Source organism: Rhizobium sp. SRI_017 (assembly GCF_057586295.1).
This window is the reverse complement of record NZ_JBYCZP010000001.1, coordinates 645,388-662,604: the sequence shown is the minus strand read 5'-3', so window position 1 is coordinate 662,604 and position 17,217 is coordinate 645,388. Positions and strand designations below refer to the sequence as shown.

The window sequence follows — 17,217 nt, the reverse complement described above, 5'->3', positions numbered from 1 at the left end:
GCGGTCATCCGATCGGGTGTCTGTTGAAGGACGAATAGGCGCCCGTGACATGGTGTTCGAGCTGTCGTTCGATGTCGGAGAGCAGCGTGGAGGCGCCGATACGGAAAAGGTCGGGCTCGAGCCATTCGCGGCCGAGTTCGTCCTTCATCAGGAACTGGTAGTTCAGCACGTCCTTGGCCGACGAGATGCCGCCGGCCGGCTTGTAGCCGACCTTGAAGCCGGTGCGTTCCTCATATTCGCGGATCATGCGCAACATGACGAGCGTGACCAGCAGCGTGGCGTTGACGCCTTCCTTGCCGGTCGAGGTCTTGATGAAATCGGCACCGGCCATCATGCAGACCAGCGAGGCGCGGGCGACGTTGCGCAGCGTCTTGAGGTCTCCGGTCGCCAGGATCGCCTTGACATGGGCATCGCCGCAGGCGGCACGGTAGTCCTGCATCTCCTTGTAGAGCGCATCCCAGTTTCCGGTCAGTACATGCTCGCGGGTGATGACGATGTCGATTTCCTTGGCGCCATCGGCGACAGATGCCTCGATCTCCTTCACCTTGGTCGCGTGCGGCGAGAGGCCGGCCGGGAAGCCGGTGGAGACGGCGGCGACCGGGATGCCGGTGCCATCAAGTGCTTCGACAGCAGTGGAGACGAAACGGTGGTAGACACAGACCGCACCAGTCGTGATGCGGCGGTCGCCCATGCCGATGGCGTCGAGCAGGTCCTGTCGGATCGGATTGGCTGCCTTGGCGCAGAGGCGCTTGACGCGGCCTGGCGTGTCGTCGCCATTGAGCGTCGTGAGGTCGATGCAGGTCAGCGCCTTCAAGAGCCACGCTGCCTGCGCATCCTTCTTCACCGTTCGCCGGCCGGGCAGGGAAGCGACCCGCCGCTCGCCCGCCGACAGGTTCACGCGCTGCGCCTCGACCATGCCGAGGTCGAGCTCCATGCCGGGATTGCGCGGCCAGCCGTGATTGGTCGCGGCCTTCGGCCTTCCCATCGTTGTCGTATCCACATTAGCCTCCCTTGGCGAAGCCAGGATGTTATTTTTCTAACAGATATTTGTTATAATCGCATCAATACGACATGCGGTCAAGCACGCCCGCCGCACTTTCACGCGGCTTCCTCGGCAAACCATGCCCCATCCTCGGTATAGATGACATCGAAAACGTCGGCATTGGCAAAGAAAGCGGGCTTCACACGCCCCAGCTTGGAGTTATCGATCACGAGCAGATTCTTCTGCGCCGTCGCGATCGCCTTCTGCTTGACGGCGACCTCGTGGAAATGAGCGCAGGTTGCGCCGCGCATCATATCGAGACCGGCGGCAGACAGAAATGCCGTGTTGATGCCGACGCGATCAAGCGTATCGAGGCCCTGCGGACCGGAGAAGGACGCCGTCTCGGGGTGATAGAGGCCGCCGAGCAGGATCAGCCGGATATTGGGTGTCGAAGCGAGCCGCTCGGCAATGTTCAGCGCGTAGCAGACGACCGTCAGTGGGACGGATTGCGGAACGAGATCAATGAGATGCTGGAGGGTCGTGCCGCAGTCGACGAATATCGTGTCGTCGGCATGGATGTGGCCGAGCGCATGCCGGCAGGCCGCGCGCTTGGCGTCCGCATGACGGTCGGCCTGTGCAGCCAGTTCGTAGGGTTGCTCGGGCTCGACCTTCCCGGCCGGCATGATATGGCCGCCGAGATAGGCAAAGCGCGCGGTTTCGCTCGCAATGTCGCGTCGGACCGTCATTTCGGAGACGCCGAGCTCGCGCGCCGCATCCCTGAGATGCATCACGCCTTTCTCGTTCAACAGCGACGCAAGCTGATCGAGGCGGTCCTTGTTGCGGGGCGCCATGTGAGATGTCCTTCACGGATAAGGCATCAAAATGCAGCTTATCTTAGCGAAGGTCAATAGTCGTGTGAGGATCGTAACAATTCTGTCATTTGAATTGCGCCTGCAATTGCTTGGATCCCGAAGCGAGCAACGATGCATCCGACCCCATGGCGATGAATGTGGCGCCGAGTTCGAGATAGCGCTTGGCGTAGTCGGGATTGGCCATATAGACACCGACTGCCTTGCCATGCTTGAGGATGCGCTTGATCGCATCTTCAATCACCGTCTGGACTTCGGGTGCGAAGATCTGGCCAAGGTAGCCCATGTCAGCCGAGAGATCGGCCGGCCCGATGAAGACGCAATCGACACCATCCGTCGAGGCGATATCGTCGAGCGCCGCAATGCCGGCGCGAGTCTCGATCTGCAGCATCAGCAGGATTTCGGCATCGGCAGTGGCCGTATAGTCGGCGATATGACCGAAATGGGAAGCGCGGGCCGAGCCGGCACCGACGCCGCGAATGCCGCGAGGCGGATAGCGAACAGACCGCACCAGCTGTTCTGCCTGCGCCTTGCTTTCGACCATCGGTATCAGAAGGGACTGCGCACCGGCATCGAGCAACTGCTTGATCAGCCAGGTCTCGCCGATCGGCGGGCGCACCAGCACCGACGATTCCGAAAAGCGCAGCACCTGCAGCTGTTGCATGATGGTCTGCAGGTCGTTTGGCGAATGCTCGCCGTCGATCAGCAGCCAGTCGAATCCGGCATCGCCGAGAAGCTCAGCCGAGTAGCTGCTGACGAGAGACAGCCAAAGGCCCAGCTGCGGTTTGCCCGCCTTGAGCGCGGCCTTGAGCTTGTTTGTCGGGGCAGGCATGGCGGACTCCTCTTCCTCCCGATTTTGATAGCTGGGGATGTCAGGAACCACAATGCCGCAGTGGGAAGATTTGCGTTTCTGGTTGCCTTGCCGGGCTACGAGTGGGCGGGCAATGAACCATTCCGCCCCCCGACCGTTTCTCCTGCAAGCCTTCGGGAGGAGGCCTAGATGAACAGGCTACAGTTTCTCATACTGAGCTTGGAACTTTCCGCCTTTGTATGGTTGTTTATCATATTCGGCAGTCTGGCTCTCTTCGACTGAGAGCCGCAAGTGGCGGTCATCCGTGCTCCACATATCGGGCTTGGCGGCAAAGGTCCAGCCGACCGCGCTTCGCATGCCTATGACCGTCGCTGCGACCATGAGCCCCAACATCGTAAAGACTCTCACATAGCGAAACGCGTCATTCATCTCGATCTCCCATGCATGCGGCCGCGACGCCGGCGGATGCGTCGCGATACACTATAGGAGCGATTTCATGTTGAAATTGGGGTCGCCGACCTGCAGCGGCGTCAACATCTTGCCGCCCTCGAGAATCTTGCGCGCCATCATATAGGCGGCGCCGTCATTGAGGCAGTCGGCGGCAAGGAAGGTGCCGTCACGGAAATAGAAATGCGACTTCGCGCCCTCCCGCAAGCCCTTGCGGGTCACGACCTGGTCGTAGCCGGCATTGAGCCCGGCGATCTGCAGCTTGAGCTCGAATTGATCCGACCAGAACCACGGAACCGGCTTGTATGCCTTGCCTTCGCCCAGGATATTGTGCGCAGCGGTGATGCCCATATCGTTGGCGTTTTGCACCGATTCCAGCCGGATCATGCGGCCGTGATAGGGAAAGGACGCACAGTCGCCGATGGCATAGATATTGGGATCTGAGGTCTCCAGCCGCTCATTCACGACGATTCCGTTGTCGCATGTTAACCCCGCCGTCCCGGCGAGCGCGATGTCCGGATTTACACCGATGCCAGTGATGATGAAATCGGCCGGGATAACCGTGTCGTCGGCGAGAATGACGCCATCGGCAATGCCGTTCTTCTCATGGATTTCATGCAACTGCGCGCCCTCGAGGATCTTCACACCATGCGCCTCGTGCAGCGCCTTGATATCTTCCGCGGTTTCCGGGCACGCGACGCGCTTGAGGATGCGGTCGGCCGCTTCGATCACGGTGACGGACACACCCTTCTTGGCGGCTTCCGAGGCGGCTTCGAGGCCGATATAGCCGCCGCCGATCACGACGAGCCTGGCGCCCTCCTTCATCCGCTCCATCAACTTCAGCGCATCGCCATGGTCGCGCATGACATAGACATTGGGCAGATGGCCGCCGATCTCGGATGGCAGGCGACGGGGGAGTGCGCCGGTGGCGAAGACCAGCCTGTCATAGGAGACCTTGCCGCCATCGGCGAGCGTGACGATGCGTGCATGGCGGTCGACAGCTTCGGCGCGGGCGTCTCTCAGCAGCTCTATGTGGTTCGGACCATACCAGTCCTCTGGGCGCAGCACGACCTGGTCGAAGGTCACCTTGCCAGACATGTAGCCCTTGGACAGCGGCGGCCGCTGATAGGGAACTTCCTTGTCCGCACTGATGATGGTGATTTCGGCCTGGGGCGAAAGGTGCCGGAGCTGGGCCGCGAGCGAAACCGCCGCATGGCTGCCGCCGATAATCACAGTCTTCATGTCGTCACTCCCGCCCACCCACAGATTTTGAATCTTTATTCAGAATAATCATGCGGCCACCCTTTTGGGTAGCCCGTCTGCGCAGGAAGTAATCCTGTTCACGGCCGGTATCAATGGTTCAAAGTGTTCAGGCGAGCGCATCGAGTTCGCGGCGATGTTCCTGCATCTTGAGAAAGATGCGGTAATCGCGGTCGAGCGCCTGCGAGCGAATCTCGTTGGGCGCGATGATGGTCGCAGGCCGCGCCATGGCCACGCAGGAATCTTCAAGCGAGGGATGCAGGCTCGCGGCGGTCGCGGCGGCCATGGCCGTCCCGAGCAGCATGGCCTCCTCGCCGGCCGAAATCGCCACCTGCCGCCGCGTCGCATCGGCATAAAGCCGGGCGAGCAGCCCGTTGCGTGCGTGTCCGCCGCCGAGATGGAGCGTGTTGATCGGTCCATCGAATTCCATGAGATCGAGGATCTGGCGGATGCCGAGCGCGAGCGACACCATCGCACGATAATAGATGGCGCACATGCCGTCGAAAGTGCCGTCCAGCGTCAGGCCATGGATCGTGCCGGTGGCGCGTGCATCGCCGAGCGGCGTCCGGTTGCCGTGGAAGTCAGGGAGCACATGCATCGGCGTGCCGAAGCCGTCGCCATGTTCGGTGACGAGTTCCACGATGCGCTCGAGGATGAGCTCGTGCGTGCCGGGTGTCGGCTCCAGCCCGTTGCCATGGGTGCGGACGATATGGTCGAGCAGCGCGCCTGTGGCAGACTGGCCACCTTCGATCGCCCACAAGCCGGGTAGTGCCACATCGCGATAAGGGCCCCAGAAGGATTTAAGGTATTGCGGCGCGCGAGAGAAGCGCATCAGACAACTCGATGTCCCGCCGATTAACCCAGCCTGCCCGGAGGCTGCCGGGTCGCTACCGAGAAGGGCGAGATGGCCGGCATAGGCATCCACCATGCCCGGCGTCGCGACCGCTGACGTCGCCAGGCCCAGTTCCTCGGCCGCCGCTGCTGTCAGCGGACCGAGCGAGGTTCCGATAGCAGCCGGAAGCTCGGTGATTCCGGCGCGGGCGCCGAGATCGTCGAGGCCGGCTCGTGTCAGTTCCTCGCGGTTCCAGCCTTCCTGCGTGTGACTGAAATAGTTCCATTTTGCCGTCAGCGTGCAGATCGAGCGGGTAAGGCTGCCCGTCGCGCGCCATGTCAGGAAATCGGCGAGATCGAAGATCATGCCGGCCCTGTTCCAGACATCGGGAAGATGGCGCTTCAGCCACAGCAACTTGGGCAGTTGCATCTCGGGCGAAATCGTTCCGCCGGAATGGCGAACCGCCTCGCCGCCAAACCGTGTCAGCCCGTCGGCTTGGGCGACAGCGCGGTGGTCGAGCCAGGCAATCGTGTCCCAGCCGGCTTCTCCGCCCCGTGCCACGGAAAGCGGCTGACCATTGGCATCACGCACGACAAGCGAGCAGGTAGCGTCGAATCCAATAGCGGCAATGTCAGCGGGTGCTATGCCCGCTTCGTCGCGGGCGCCCTTCACGGCGCGGCAGACGGCCTTCCAGATTTCCTCGGAATCATGCTCGGCGAATTGGCCGCCGCTGACCTTCATCGATATCGGGAAGCTCGAACGACCAAGCGTACGCCCCTGCCGGTCGAACACACCGGCCCGGGCACTGCCGGTGCCCACATCCACGGCAACCAAGTATTTTCCCATTACTCCGCCCTAGCTTCCTGAAGCAGCGATTAGTCCCGGAAGCTGCGCCATATCATCAAAAATGGCAGCCGGTTTCAAGCTTTCGACGAGCGGTCGGAGGTTGGATGCCACGGCATGCGAGGCGCCCGTAAAGGCGAAAGCGGTCATTCCCGCGGCCTTGGCGGCGCGGATGCCGGCCGGACTATCTTCGATCACGATACAGTTTCGCGGTGAATATCCCATCGTGCGCGCGGCATGGAGGAAGAGATCTGGCGCCGGCTTGCCGTTCGCCACCATGCTGGCGGAGAAGATATTCGGCTCGAAATGATCGATCAGCCCTGTCTTCGTCAGGCAGAGGCGGATGCGTTCAAGCTGGCTGGACGAGGCGACGCAATGGGCGAAAGGAAAGCCAGCAAGCAAGGTGTCGATACCATGCACCGGTTTGAGCTCCGCCTCGAAGCGCTCGTAGAGACGCTTCCGCATCGCAGCCAGCGCCACCTCGTCGAGTTCGAGATTGTGCTCGCGCGCGACCATTGCTGTGATCGAGGCCATGCTCTTGCCGAGGAAATTCTCGTAAGCCCAAGCTTCGGTGAAGGTGAGCCCGGCATCGGCCAGCATTTCGCGCAGCACGGCAAAGGCAATCGGCTCGCTGTCGACAAGCACGCCGTCGCAGTCGAAGATGACCAGTTTGCCGTTCTTGGTGCTCACCATGCGCGAACCGCCCGTTCCAATTTCTTCAGGCGCTACGCGCTCGACCTGCCCATCGCGGCAGGATGAGGGGCATGGAGAATGCCCCTCATCGCCGTGCCGCGTCCCTCGCTTCTTGGCTGAAGCGGGAGGGTTCGGGACGCGGAATATCAGGCTCCGAGGCTGCCGTCGATATAGGCTCTCAGCGTCGCCCGTGTTCCGTCCTTGCGCAGCGAGGCAAGTGCTTCGGTGAAACGCTTCTGGAATTGGCCGGAATCGCTGACCTCGCCGAAGATGTCCTTGAGTTCCAGGAAGGCGAGGGGATTATCGCGCGAAGCCAGAGCCGCCGCCTGCAGCCGGTCAGCGCTCGCATCGTTGAATTCGATCACCTTGCCGGAGTCGGATTTGCCCTCGAAATAGCGGCACCAGAGCGCCGAGACGAGCGCCAGTCCCTGCACGTCCTCTCCCTTGGCCAGCCGGTCCGAGGTCGAGGGCAGAATGAATTTCGGCTGGCGGTTTGAGCCGTCCTGGGCAAGACGCGCCACGGTGTCGCCGATCTTCGGATTGGCGAAGCGCCGCTCGATCAGCTTGAAATAGTCCTGAATGTCGGTGTTGGGCACCGGCGGCACGCAGGAAATGATTTCCGTTGTTTCGAGCTTGGCGAGGAAATCGCGGATCAGCGGCTCCTCCATCGTCTCGTGGACGAAATGGATGTCGAGCAGCGCGCCGGGATAGGCGATCGCCGCATGGCCACCGTTGAGGATACGGATCTTCATCAGCTCGAAGGGCGCGACATCATCGACGAAGGTGACGCCGACATCCTCCAGCGCCGGGCGGCCGGCGGTGAAATGGTCCTCCATCACCCATTGCTTGAACTCTTCGCAATAGACCGGCCAGGCATCATCGATGCTGAAGTTCTCGCGGCAATGGTCGATCTCGCGTGTGCCGGTGGCCGGGGTGATACGATCAACCATTGAATTGGGAAACGCGACATTCTTGGCGATCCAGTCGGCAAAGTCCGTGTCGTTGGAGAGGCGGGAGAGGCCGGCGACGGCATTCTCCGTCACATGGCCGTTGCCCGGAATATTGTCACAGGACATGACCGTGAAAGGCACGATGCCGCGATCACGGCGCAGCCGCAGGCCGGCGAGGATGATGCCGAACACCGTCTTGGGATCGGCAGGGTTCCGGGCATCCGCGACGATCGCCGGATGCTCGGGATCGAATTTTCCCGAAGCCGGATTGATGAAATAGCCGCCTTCGGTGATCGTCATCGAGACGATGCGGATCGATGGCTCGGCGATTTTCTCGATGATGCCGGCGCGGTCGCTGGGGTCGAGGAAATCGATCATGGCGCCAGTGACGCGCGCTTCCGACTTGCCGACATCCTGTTCGACGACGGTTGTCAGATAATCCTGGCTCTTGAGCTTGTCGCGCATATTGCCGTCATAAACAGTGACGCCGGCGCCGATCAGCGCCCAGTCGCGGTCCCTGCCGGTGTTGAAGAGGTCGTCAAGATAAACGGCCTGATGCGCGCGATGGAAATTGCCGATGCCGAAATGAACGATGCCGGCCCTCAGATCGCTGCGCTGGTAGGCGGGCACGGCAGCTCTTTGCGAGATGGCGCCCAGATTGGCGAGTGAAAGTTTGGTACTCATCGCATGCATTCCCTTTGCAGATCGGCCCCATTCAGACCAGACCGTTAGTTCAGACTAACTCATCCAGTTGCCGCCATCGACATTGTAAGTCTGGGCGACGATGTAATCGGCTTCCGACGAGGCCAGAAAGATCGCCATCCCCGTCAGATCCTCGGCGCGACCCATGCGGCCATAGGGCACCGCTTCGCCGGCGAGGCGCTTCTTCTCACCGAGAGGCCGGTTCTCGTATTTGGCAAATTTCGCGTCGACATCGTCCCAATGTTCGCCGTCGACAACGCCGGGCGCAATCGCGTTGACGTTGATCCTGTGTGCGATCAGGTTCAGGCCCGCCGACTGGGTCAGCGAGATGACGGCGGCCTTGGTCGCGCAATAGACGCCGACGAGCGCCTCGCCACGCCGGCCGGCCTGGCTCGCCATATTGATGATCTTGCCACCCTTGCCGCTCTTGATCATGGATTTGGCTGCTGCCTGCATCATGAACAGCGTGCCCGCCACATTGACCGTGAATAGCTTCTCATAGGAGGCGCGGGTGATCTCGGTGATCGGCGCGAGGTCGAAGAGCGCGGCATTGTTGACCAGGATGTCGATCCCGCCGGTCTTTTCCTCGACCGACCGAATGGCGGCGTCGATCGAGTCCTGGTCGGTCACGTCGAGTTGGATCGCATGAGCAGAAGGTCCGAGATCGGAGGCCGTGTGGCTCGCCCGGTCCACGTCGATATCGGCGATCGCGACCTTGGCACCCTCGCGGATATAGGCTTCCGCGAAGGTCCGGCCGATTCCGCGTGCTGATCCCGTTATCAGTGCGGACTTGCCCTCAAGGCGTTTCATCTCATTGCCTTTCCGTCCGGGCCGAATTTGTGGACGCGTGCCGGATCCGGCGTCAGGTAGACGGTATCGCCGTGGCGGATCTGGAAATCGCCTGATGTGCGCACCGTCACCGTCCCCGCGCTCTCGGTGTTGACATGGATGAAGGTGTCGGAGCCGAGATGTTCGGCGACGCCGGCCGTCCCCTTCCAGGCGCCCTCGCTCGTGGAAATGCCGAGATGCTCTGGGCGGATACCCATCGTGGTCGCGCCATAGGGCTGTGCGATGGCGCCGCCCACGAGGTTCATCTTCGGCGAACCGATGAAGCCCGCGACGAAGAGGTTGTCAGGCCGATGGTAGAGATCCATCGGCGAGCCGACCTGCTCGATATTGCCGGCGTTCAGCACCACGATCTTGTCGGCCATGGTCATGGCTTCAACCTGGTCGTGGGTGACATAGATCATCGTGGTCTTGAGCTGCTGGTGCAGTTCGGAGATCTCAAGCCGCATCGTGCCGCGCAGCGCGGCGTCGAGGTTGGAGAGCGGTTCGTCAAACAGGAAGGCCGAGGGTTCGCGGACGATGGCGCGGCCAATCGCGACGCGCTGGCGTTGACCGCCGGAGAGCTGACCCGGACGCCGTTCGAGATAGTTGGTAAGGTTGAGCACGCGCGCGGCCTCGCTCACCTTCTTCTCGATCTGGTCTTCCGGCATCTTCGCCATCTTGAGCGGGAAGGCGATGTTCTTCTTGACCGTCATATGCGGATAAAGCGCATAGGACTGGAACACCATCGCCAGCCCGCGCTTGGCCGGCGCTTCGCCGGTGACGTCGCGTCCGTCGATCTCGATCTTGCCCGAGGTCGTGTCTTCGAGGCCGGCGATCAGCCGGAGCAGCGTGGATTTGCCGCAACCAGACGGGCCGACGAAGACGACGAATTCGCCTTCGTTGATTGTGAGGTCGATGCCCGGGATGACCTGCGTGGCGCCGAACGACTTGTTGACTTTCTTCAGTACGATATTGCCCATTGTTCCCTCCCGGAATTTCTTATTTCACGGCGCCAAAGGTCAGGCCGCGGACCAGTTGCTTCTGTGAGAACCAGCCCATGATCAGGATTGGTGCGATGGCGAGTGTCGAGGCGGCGCTGAGCTTGGCCCAGAACAAACCCTGCGGACTCGAGAACGAGGTTATGAAAGTGGTCAGTGGCGCTGCATTGGTCGTGGTCAGGCGGATCGTCCAGAAGGCTTCGTTCCAGGCCAGGATGATGTTGAGCAGCATGGTCGAGGCGATGCCGGGCACCGCCATCGGCAGCAGCACGTAATAGATCTCACCCCAGAGTGAAGCCCCATCCATTCGTGCCGCTTCGAGGATCTCACCCGGAATTTCGCGGAAGTAGGTGTAGAGCATCCAGACGACGATCGGCAGGTTGATCAGCATCAGCATGACCGTCAGGCCGATGCGGCTGTCGAGCAGGCCGAGGTCGCGGAACAGCATGTAGATCGGAAATAGCACCGCCACCGCCGGCATCATCTTGGTGGAGAGCATCCACATAAGGATGTCCTTGGTCCGGCGCGTGGGTGCAAACGCCATCGACCAGGCCGCCGGCACAGCGACGATGAGCGCCAGCACCGTTGAGCCGAGTGCCAGGATCACCGAATTCAGGAATGGCCTGAAGTAGTTGTACTGGCTTTGCACATCATAATAGCTCTCCAGCGTGAAGGACGGGATCAGGTTGAAGCCCTGGATCGCTTCCTGCTCCGACTTGAAGCTTGTGATGATCGTATAGAGGATCGGAAAGAAGATCAGGAGGGCGACAGCCCATGCCGCGACGGTGACGACTGCGGTACGTCTGGTGGAAACAGCTCGTGCCATGATGCGCTCCTATCGGTCGAGGTTCTTGCCAACCGCGCGCATGGCGAAGAAGGCGACGATGTTGGCGAGGATGACGGCGATGATGCCGCCTGCGGAGGCTTGGCCGATCTTGAATTCCAGCGTCGCCTTCTGGGCCACGAGGAACGGCAGGTTGGTCGACGCATAGCCGGGGCCGCCATTGGTCGTGACCAGGATTTCCGCATAGACCGAAAGCAGGAAGATGGTCTGGATCAGGATCACCACGGTGATGGCACGGGCGAGATGCGGCAGCGTCAGATGAATGAAACGGTCGAAGAAGTTTGCGCCGTCCATTTCGGCCGCTTCCTTCTGCTCGCCGTCGAGCGATTGCAGCGCGGTGAGCAGGATGAGCGTGGCGAAGGGTAGCCATTGCCAGGCGACGATGATGATGACAGACAGCAACGGGAACCGCCCGAACCAGTCGATCGGACTGAGACCGATCCCGCGCAACATGTCAGAGATCACGCCGTACTGGGCGTGCATGATCATGTTCTTCCACACCAGTGCCGCCACCGGCGGCATGACGAAGAAGGGTGAGATTACGAGAATGCGCACGATGCCCTGACCCCACATCGGCTGGTCGAGGAGCAGTGCAAGCAGGATGCCGCCGACCAGCGTGATGACGAGCACGCTCGCCACGATCGTCAGCGTGTTGAGGATCGACCACAGGAAGGCGGGATTATTGAAGAAGAGAAGGTAATTGGAGAAGCCGACGAAGCCATCGCGTATCGGGTTCAATGGATTGTACTGCTGGAACGAGAACCAGAGTGTGAGTGCCAGCGGCACAGCCATCCAGATCAGCAGCAGGACAACTGACGGCGCCAGCATGGTGCGGGCCAATGTCCGGGTTTGTTGCGTAGCCATTCCTTGCTCCTCCCCTATCGCGGTCCTGTCACGGATCCCGCAAGCGGGAGAGACAACACCAGCCTACTTCTTCTCGAGCGTATTTCCGGAATTCGTCACGCAGGCGCCAGAACTCCCGCGACGCCTGAGAAGTCTTTGAAAGGGGCCGCCCGGACCAGGCCGGGCGGCCAAAGTTCGTCCTTGGGAGACGATTACTGGATATATCCGCCTTCGGTCATGGTTGCCGTGGCTGCATCCTGAGCCTGCTTCAGTGCTTCATCGACACTCATCTGGCCGGCGAGAGCCGCCGAGAAGAGCTGGCCGACAGTCGTGCCGAGGCCCTGGAATTCAGGAATGGCGACGAACTGCACGCCGACATAGGGAACCGGCTTGACAGTCGGCTTGGTCGGATCGGCGGAGTTGATGCTGTCGAGCGTCATCTTCGCGAAGGGAGCAGCCTTCTGGTATTCGGCATTGTTGTAGAGCGAGGTGCGCGTGCCCGGAGGAACGTTGGCCCACCCTTCCTTGGAAGCGACGAGTTCGAGATAGCCCTTCGAAGTTGCCCAGGCGATGAACTTTTCCGCCGAAGCTGCCTTCTGCGAGCCGGCCGGTATGGCGAGCGACCACGCCCAGAGCCAATTGCCGCGCTTGCCGAGGCCCGTATCCGGGGCCAGTGCATAACCGACCTTGTCAGCGACAGTGGAGTCCTTCGGGTTGGAAACGAAGGAAGCCGCCACGGTGGCGTCGATCCACATGCCGCACTTGCCCTGCTGGAACAGCGCCAGGTTCTCGTTAAAGCCGTTGGACGACGCGCCCTGCGGGCCGGCATCGTTCATCAGCTTGACGTAGGTGTCGAGCGTCGCCTTCCATTCCGGGGAATCGAACTGCGGCTTCCAGCTCTCGTCGAACCAGCGTGCGCCGAAGGAGTTGGACATAGCGGTCAGGAACGCCATGTTCTCACCCCAGCCGGCCTTGCCACGCAGGCAGATGCCGTTGATGCCTTCATCGCGGTTGGTCATCTTGCGCGCTGCATCGGCAATGAATTCCCAGGTCGGGGCGTCGGGCATGGTCAGCCCTGCCTTTTCCATGAGGTCCTTGCGGTACATCACCATCGAGCTCTCGCCATAGAACGGTGCGGCATAGAGCTTGCCGTCGACGGAGAGGCCGCCGCGGATGGCCGGCAGAATATCATCGACGTCATAGTCGGCGCCGAGATTTTCGAGCGGCAGCAGCCAGCTCTGTTTTGCCCAGATCGGAACTTCGTAGGTTCCGATGGTCATCACGTCATATTGACCGCCCTTGGTGGCAATGTCCGTCGTGACGCGCTCACGGAGCACGTTCTCCTCGAGCGTCACCCATTCGAGCTGGATATCCGGATTTGCCTTGGTGAAATCGTCCGTCAGCTTCTGCATCCGGACCATGTCGCCATTGTTGACGGTCGCGATGGTGATGGTTTCGGCTTGGGCCATGCTGAACATGGCGATTGCTGCGCTGGTGCCCAGCAAGAGAGTCTTCAAGTTCATGAGATCTTCCTCCCAGAAGAAAAAGCTGAGCAAATGCTATGCTCATGGGCATTTACTCGTCTCTGGCTGACGGTGTCAATCAAGATTCGTCGCTGCGCCGCAGCATTGACGATTGGGCGCAATAATCCTCAGCCCCCTGACGCATCAGAACGTCGAAGGAAAAAGGAGGTCTCGAACTTGCTTAAATGATCAGAGCGAGCGGAGCAGATGCTCGGCCGTCTCCTCATCGGTGATCAAAGCGTTGATCAGCCCGCCCCGGATGGCACCGGCAATGGCAGGGAATTTGCGCTCGCCTTTGGCTGCGGCGATCACGAGCGAGCTGCCGCGCGGAGGGATCGGCACGGAGGCGACGCGCTCATTGGTGAGACCCTCGATCATCCTGCCTTCGGCATCGAAAGACCAGCCGACGATCTCGCCTACGGCACCCGCGGTCCGCAGCGCGAGCAGCTCCTCGCGCGTGATGAAGCCATCGACGAAGAGCGGTGCGTCATCGGTCAAATCACCGATACCGACGAAGGTCACGTCCGCCCGGGCGGCGAGTTCGAGCGTCGGCTTGATCATCGCTTGTCCGTGCAGCATCTCGCGCTCGCCTGACGACGTCGCGATAACGGGCAGCGGCATCGGAAAGGAGCGGACGTTGACCGAGTCCGACATGGTAAAGACCACGTTGTAATAGGCTGCCGAGCCATCCGGCGCGATATTGCCGGTGAGCGATACGACCTTGTGCTGGGGACATTCCATCCGCGGCAGCAATTCCACCGCCGCCTTGAGCGTACGGCCGGTCCCGATCGCGACGATGACGGGTTCCTGGCGCCTGAGCCAGCGCTCGATCTCGGCGCTGGCCGATTCGGCGACGCCTGTGATCGTCGAGTCGGAACCCGGATCGGTCGGCGTCACGTCGACATATTGCAGGCCGAAACGGTCTTTGAGCGCCTCGGAGAGCTCGAGGCAATTGGCGATGGGGTGGTCGATCTGCACCCGGACAAGGCCTTCGGAGCGTGCGAGCGACACAAGCCGCTGCGCCGATTGCCTGCTCACGCCGAGCTTGGTCGCAATCTGGTCCTGTGTGTTGCCTGCGACATAATAGAGCCAACCGGCGCGGGCGGCGTCGTCGAGGCGGCTCACTCTCTTGCTCATGAACGCGGCTGCTCCCTGATTGCGGCGGGATCATAGGCTTGCGCCGCAAAATGTGGCAAGGGGCATCGCCATTTTCGTCGTTGAATGGCTTGGCTTTGGCCAATGATCGGATAATGTTCGGACCGTACCCGAGTCCCGCCCTGACTTCTGTCCCAGTCCGTCCCAGTGATCCCATGCGCATACTGATCGTCGAAAACCTCCGCGGCACCTCCCTCGGCCAGGTCGAAGTGGCATTATCGGAGGCAGGCGCCGAGCAGGTCTGGATCCGGCCCTGGAATGAAGAGGCGCTTCCGTCGGACAGCGACGGCTTTCACGGCATGGTCGTGCTCGGCGGCGAGCAGAGTGCCATCGACGACGAACTGCATCCCTATCTTCCTGACCTTGCACGGCTGATGAAGCGCTTCGGCGATGACGAGAAGGCGGTGCTCGGCATCTGCCTCGGCAGCCAGTTGCTCGCCCGTGCGCATGGCGGCACCAACATCCTCGGCCAGGCGCGTGAATTCGGCTGGCATCGCGTGGTGCTGACCGAAACCGGCCGGACCGATCCGGTCTTTGCCGCGATCGACAGCGATTTCCCGATCTTCGAATGGCACAGCGACACATTCACGCTGCCCGAGGGGGCGATCCATCTCGCACATAATGACACGGTGGCCAACCAATGCTTCCGAATCGGCAGGGCATCCTACGGCATGCAATTTCATTTCGAGGCGAGCCGCTCGGTGGTCGAATCCTGGAATCGTGATTTCGAGGCCACTATCGAGCGCATGATGCCCGGCTGGCTGGCCAACTATCAGACGCATGCCGCGAAGGACGGTGTTCAAGCCGACGCTGCAGGCCTGGCGATCGCGCGGGCCTGGGTCAGCCAGGTCGCGGTCGGCTGACATAGCCCGAACGGCAAAAAGCCCCGGCGGGTGGCGCCGGGGAAGCTGTCCGCCATCCGGGGACGCGGATGGCAGACGTTCGAAAAGGACGCGCCGGCTGTAACGCGATGGCCGGCGCCGGGAGCGTGGTCGTTCCGCCTCATGCGGCAAAACACTCCCTGGGCTGGCGACAGAGCCTGACCAAGGCCTGCCGCCTGCTGTTTGGATCGGGAAGCGAGAGTGCTTCTCCGTCGTTGAGGTGAGACTATCGCGGGCGTGTTGCCATCGGCTCAAGCAAACCGCTAAAATTCGAGGGACCTGTCATTTTTCATGACAGAGCCGTGCCGCACTGGGGCAGGGTCTCGGGATTTCCCTTATTGTCGAAAGTCTCTAGGACAGAGGCAAGCGTCTCGAATCACAGGCACCGCAGCGAGTTCATGGCCGACAGGGTCACCGTCAACACGATCAGGCTCACCGCGTTCCGCAACTACGAGACCGCGACGCTCGTCTTCGACGGACGCCACGTCGTGCTGACCGGCGAGAACGGTTCCGGCAAGACCAATCTGCTCGAAGCGCTGTCGTTGCTATCGCCCGGCCGCGGCTTCAGGCGCGCCGTCTATGCCGACGCCGTGAAGGCGGGAACAGACGCAGGCTTTGCCATCTTCGCACAGATCGAAGGCATGGAGGGCGAAGTCGAGATAGGCACCGGCATCGGGCCCGGCGGTGAAGGCGGCACTCGCAGGGTGCGCCTCAACGGCACCGAGACGAAGTCGGCCGACGAACTTCTCGATCACGTCAGGATGTTGTGGCTCACGCCGTCGATGGACGGGCTGTTCACCGGACCGGCATCGGATCGCCGCCGCTTCCTTGACCGGCTGGTATTGTCTCTCGATCCTGCCCATGGCCGCCGCGCCGCCGATTTCGACCGCGCCATGAAGATGCGCAACCGTCTGCTCGAGGAGCGCTCGAGCGACGCGGCGTGGCTGTCGAGCGTCGAGGCCCAGATGGCGAGTCTTGGCGTCGCCATGACGCTGGCCCGCAGCGAAATGATCGGCCTGCTCGCCAAGCTTGGCAGCGAAGGCGAGCGCGGCGCGTTCCCCACGGCCGGGCTCGCGCTCGCCAACTTCTTCGACGACGCGTCCGGCGTGCCTGCTATCGATCTCGAAGACCGTTACCTCGCGATGCTGGAGGAAGGGCGCCACGCGGATCGCGCCGCCGGGCGCACGCTGCAGGGTCCGCATCGCGCCGACCTGCTCGTCACCCATCTCGGCAAGCAGATGGATGCGGCGCGCTGTTCGACTGGCGAGCAGAAGGCATTGCTCACCGGCATGATCCTCGCCCAGGCACGGCTGACAGCCAATCTCACCGGGTTTGCACCTGTCCTCTTGCTGGACGAAGTCGCCGCGCATTTCGATCACAAGCGGCGCCAATCGCTCTTCGATCTCATCGACGAGCTCGGTGGTCAGGCCTTCATGACCGGCACGGATCGCAGTCTATTCGATGCCTTGGAAGGGCGTGCGCAGTTCTTTTCTGTATCAAACGGGCACGCAGTCCGCGAAAATTAGAAATCCTTTATATTCCAATCAACCACGGCACTTCACGGCCTTTCACATTACTGTTTTTTAATCTGCGGGGCTTTTTGGCTTCATTGAAATGCCACATTTCAAGACCCACATTGTATATGAAGGTGGTCGTCGCCCCTTGACCACCTGTTCCGGGTAAGGCCCGTCCCCCGCCGGCCCGGAGATGCGGAAACAAAGACGCCCCTTATCTTTGTTCCGCGTTATAAGAGACC

Annotated in this window: 16 protein-coding genes; 2 read left to right on the top strand and 14 right to left on the bottom strand. The window is 61.5% G+C overall.

Features of this window, described 5'->3' with window-relative positions:
- Window positions 1-4 precede the first annotated feature (4 nt).
- The 14 genes from deoC to AC2YI2_RS03175 all read right to left on the bottom strand — a co-directional run bounded on the left by deoC (window position 5) and on the right by AC2YI2_RS03175 (window position 14,562).
- A complete protein-coding gene (gene deoC, locus AC2YI2_RS03240; RefSeq protein ID WP_487385284.1) occupies window positions 5-985 on the bottom strand; it encodes a deoxyribose-phosphate aldolase in 981 nt (326 codons plus the stop codon).
- A gap of 113 nt (window positions 986-1,098) precedes the next feature.
- Complete coding sequence (locus AC2YI2_RS03235) at window positions 1,099-1,833, bottom strand: DeoR family transcriptional regulator (RefSeq protein WP_487384975.1); 735 nt, start codon at window positions 1,831-1,833, stop codon at window positions 1,099-1,101.
- 85 nt (window positions 1,834-1,918) lie between these two features.
- Window positions 1,919-2,683, bottom strand: coding sequence for an HpcH/HpaI aldolase family protein (locus AC2YI2_RS03230; protein ID WP_487384974.1), 765 nt, complete (start codon window positions 2,681-2,683; stop codon window positions 1,919-1,921).
- A 177-nt stretch (window positions 2,684-2,860) separates the two neighbouring features.
- Window positions 2,861-3,091, bottom strand: a complete 231-nt coding sequence (locus AC2YI2_RS03225; RefSeq protein WP_487384973.1) for a hypothetical protein — start codon at window positions 3,089-3,091, stop codon at window positions 2,861-2,863.
- A 51-nt stretch (window positions 3,092-3,142) separates the two neighbouring features.
- A complete protein-coding gene (locus AC2YI2_RS03220) occupies window positions 3,143-4,351 on the bottom strand; it encodes an NAD(P)/FAD-dependent oxidoreductase (protein WP_487384972.1) in 1,209 nt (402 codons plus the stop codon).
- A 127-nt stretch (window positions 4,352-4,478) separates the two neighbouring features.
- A complete protein-coding gene (locus AC2YI2_RS03215; RefSeq protein ID WP_487384971.1) occupies window positions 4,479-6,047 on the bottom strand; it encodes an FGGY-family carbohydrate kinase in 1,569 nt (522 codons plus the stop codon).
- Window positions 6,048-6,056: 9 nt separating this feature from the next.
- The gene (locus AC2YI2_RS03210) at window positions 6,057-6,737 is read right to left on the bottom strand and encodes an HAD family hydrolase (RefSeq protein ID WP_487384970.1); all 681 of its coding nucleotides are present in this window, start codon (window positions 6,735-6,737) and stop codon (window positions 6,057-6,059) included.
- Between the two features lie 146 nt (window positions 6,738-6,883).
- Entirely contained in the window at window positions 6,884-8,371 is a 1,488-nt protein-coding gene (locus AC2YI2_RS03205; RefSeq protein WP_487384969.1) for a mannitol dehydrogenase family protein, read from the bottom strand.
- 54 nt (window positions 8,372-8,425) lie between these two features.
- Entirely contained in the window at window positions 8,426-9,199 is a 774-nt protein-coding gene (locus AC2YI2_RS03200; protein WP_487384968.1) for an L-iditol 2-dehydrogenase, read from the bottom strand.
- Window positions 9,196-10,197, bottom strand: a complete 1,002-nt coding sequence (locus tag AC2YI2_RS03195) for an ABC transporter ATP-binding protein (RefSeq protein ID WP_487384967.1) — start codon at window positions 10,195-10,197, stop codon at window positions 9,196-9,198. The genes AC2YI2_RS03200 and AC2YI2_RS03195 overlap by 4 nt, the downstream gene beginning before the upstream one ends.
- A gap of 19 nt (window positions 10,198-10,216) precedes the next feature.
- The gene (locus tag AC2YI2_RS03190) at window positions 10,217-11,041 is read right to left on the bottom strand and encodes a carbohydrate ABC transporter permease (protein ID WP_487384966.1); all 825 of its coding nucleotides are present in this window, start codon (window positions 11,039-11,041) and stop codon (window positions 10,217-10,219) included.
- A 9-nt stretch (window positions 11,042-11,050) separates the two neighbouring features.
- Window positions 11,051-11,923: a carbohydrate ABC transporter permease gene (locus AC2YI2_RS03185; protein ID WP_487384965.1), complete on the bottom strand. Its 873-nt coding sequence runs from the start codon at window positions 11,921-11,923 to the stop codon at window positions 11,051-11,053.
- Between the two features lie 191 nt (window positions 11,924-12,114).
- Window positions 12,115-13,425, bottom strand: coding sequence for an ABC transporter substrate-binding protein (locus AC2YI2_RS03180; RefSeq protein WP_487384964.1), 1,311 nt, complete (start codon window positions 13,423-13,425; stop codon window positions 12,115-12,117).
- Between the two features lie 189 nt (window positions 13,426-13,614).
- Complete coding sequence (locus tag AC2YI2_RS03175; RefSeq protein WP_487384963.1) at window positions 13,615-14,562, bottom strand: sugar-binding transcriptional regulator; 948 nt, start codon at window positions 14,560-14,562, stop codon at window positions 13,615-13,617.
- Between the two features lie 173 nt (window positions 14,563-14,735).
- On the opposite strand from AC2YI2_RS03175, the gene AC2YI2_RS03170 reads away from it, so the two are divergent.
- Entirely contained in the window at window positions 14,736-15,443 is a 708-nt protein-coding gene (locus AC2YI2_RS03170) for a type 1 glutamine amidotransferase (protein WP_487384962.1), read from the top strand.
- Window positions 15,444-15,859: 416 nt separating this feature from the next.
- Window positions 15,860-16,987 (top strand): DNA replication/repair protein RecF, encoded by a 1,128-nt coding sequence (gene recF, locus AC2YI2_RS03165; RefSeq protein WP_487384961.1) that lies wholly within the window; start codon window positions 15,860-15,862, stop codon window positions 16,985-16,987.
- Window positions 16,988-17,217: the final 230 nt, after the last annotated feature.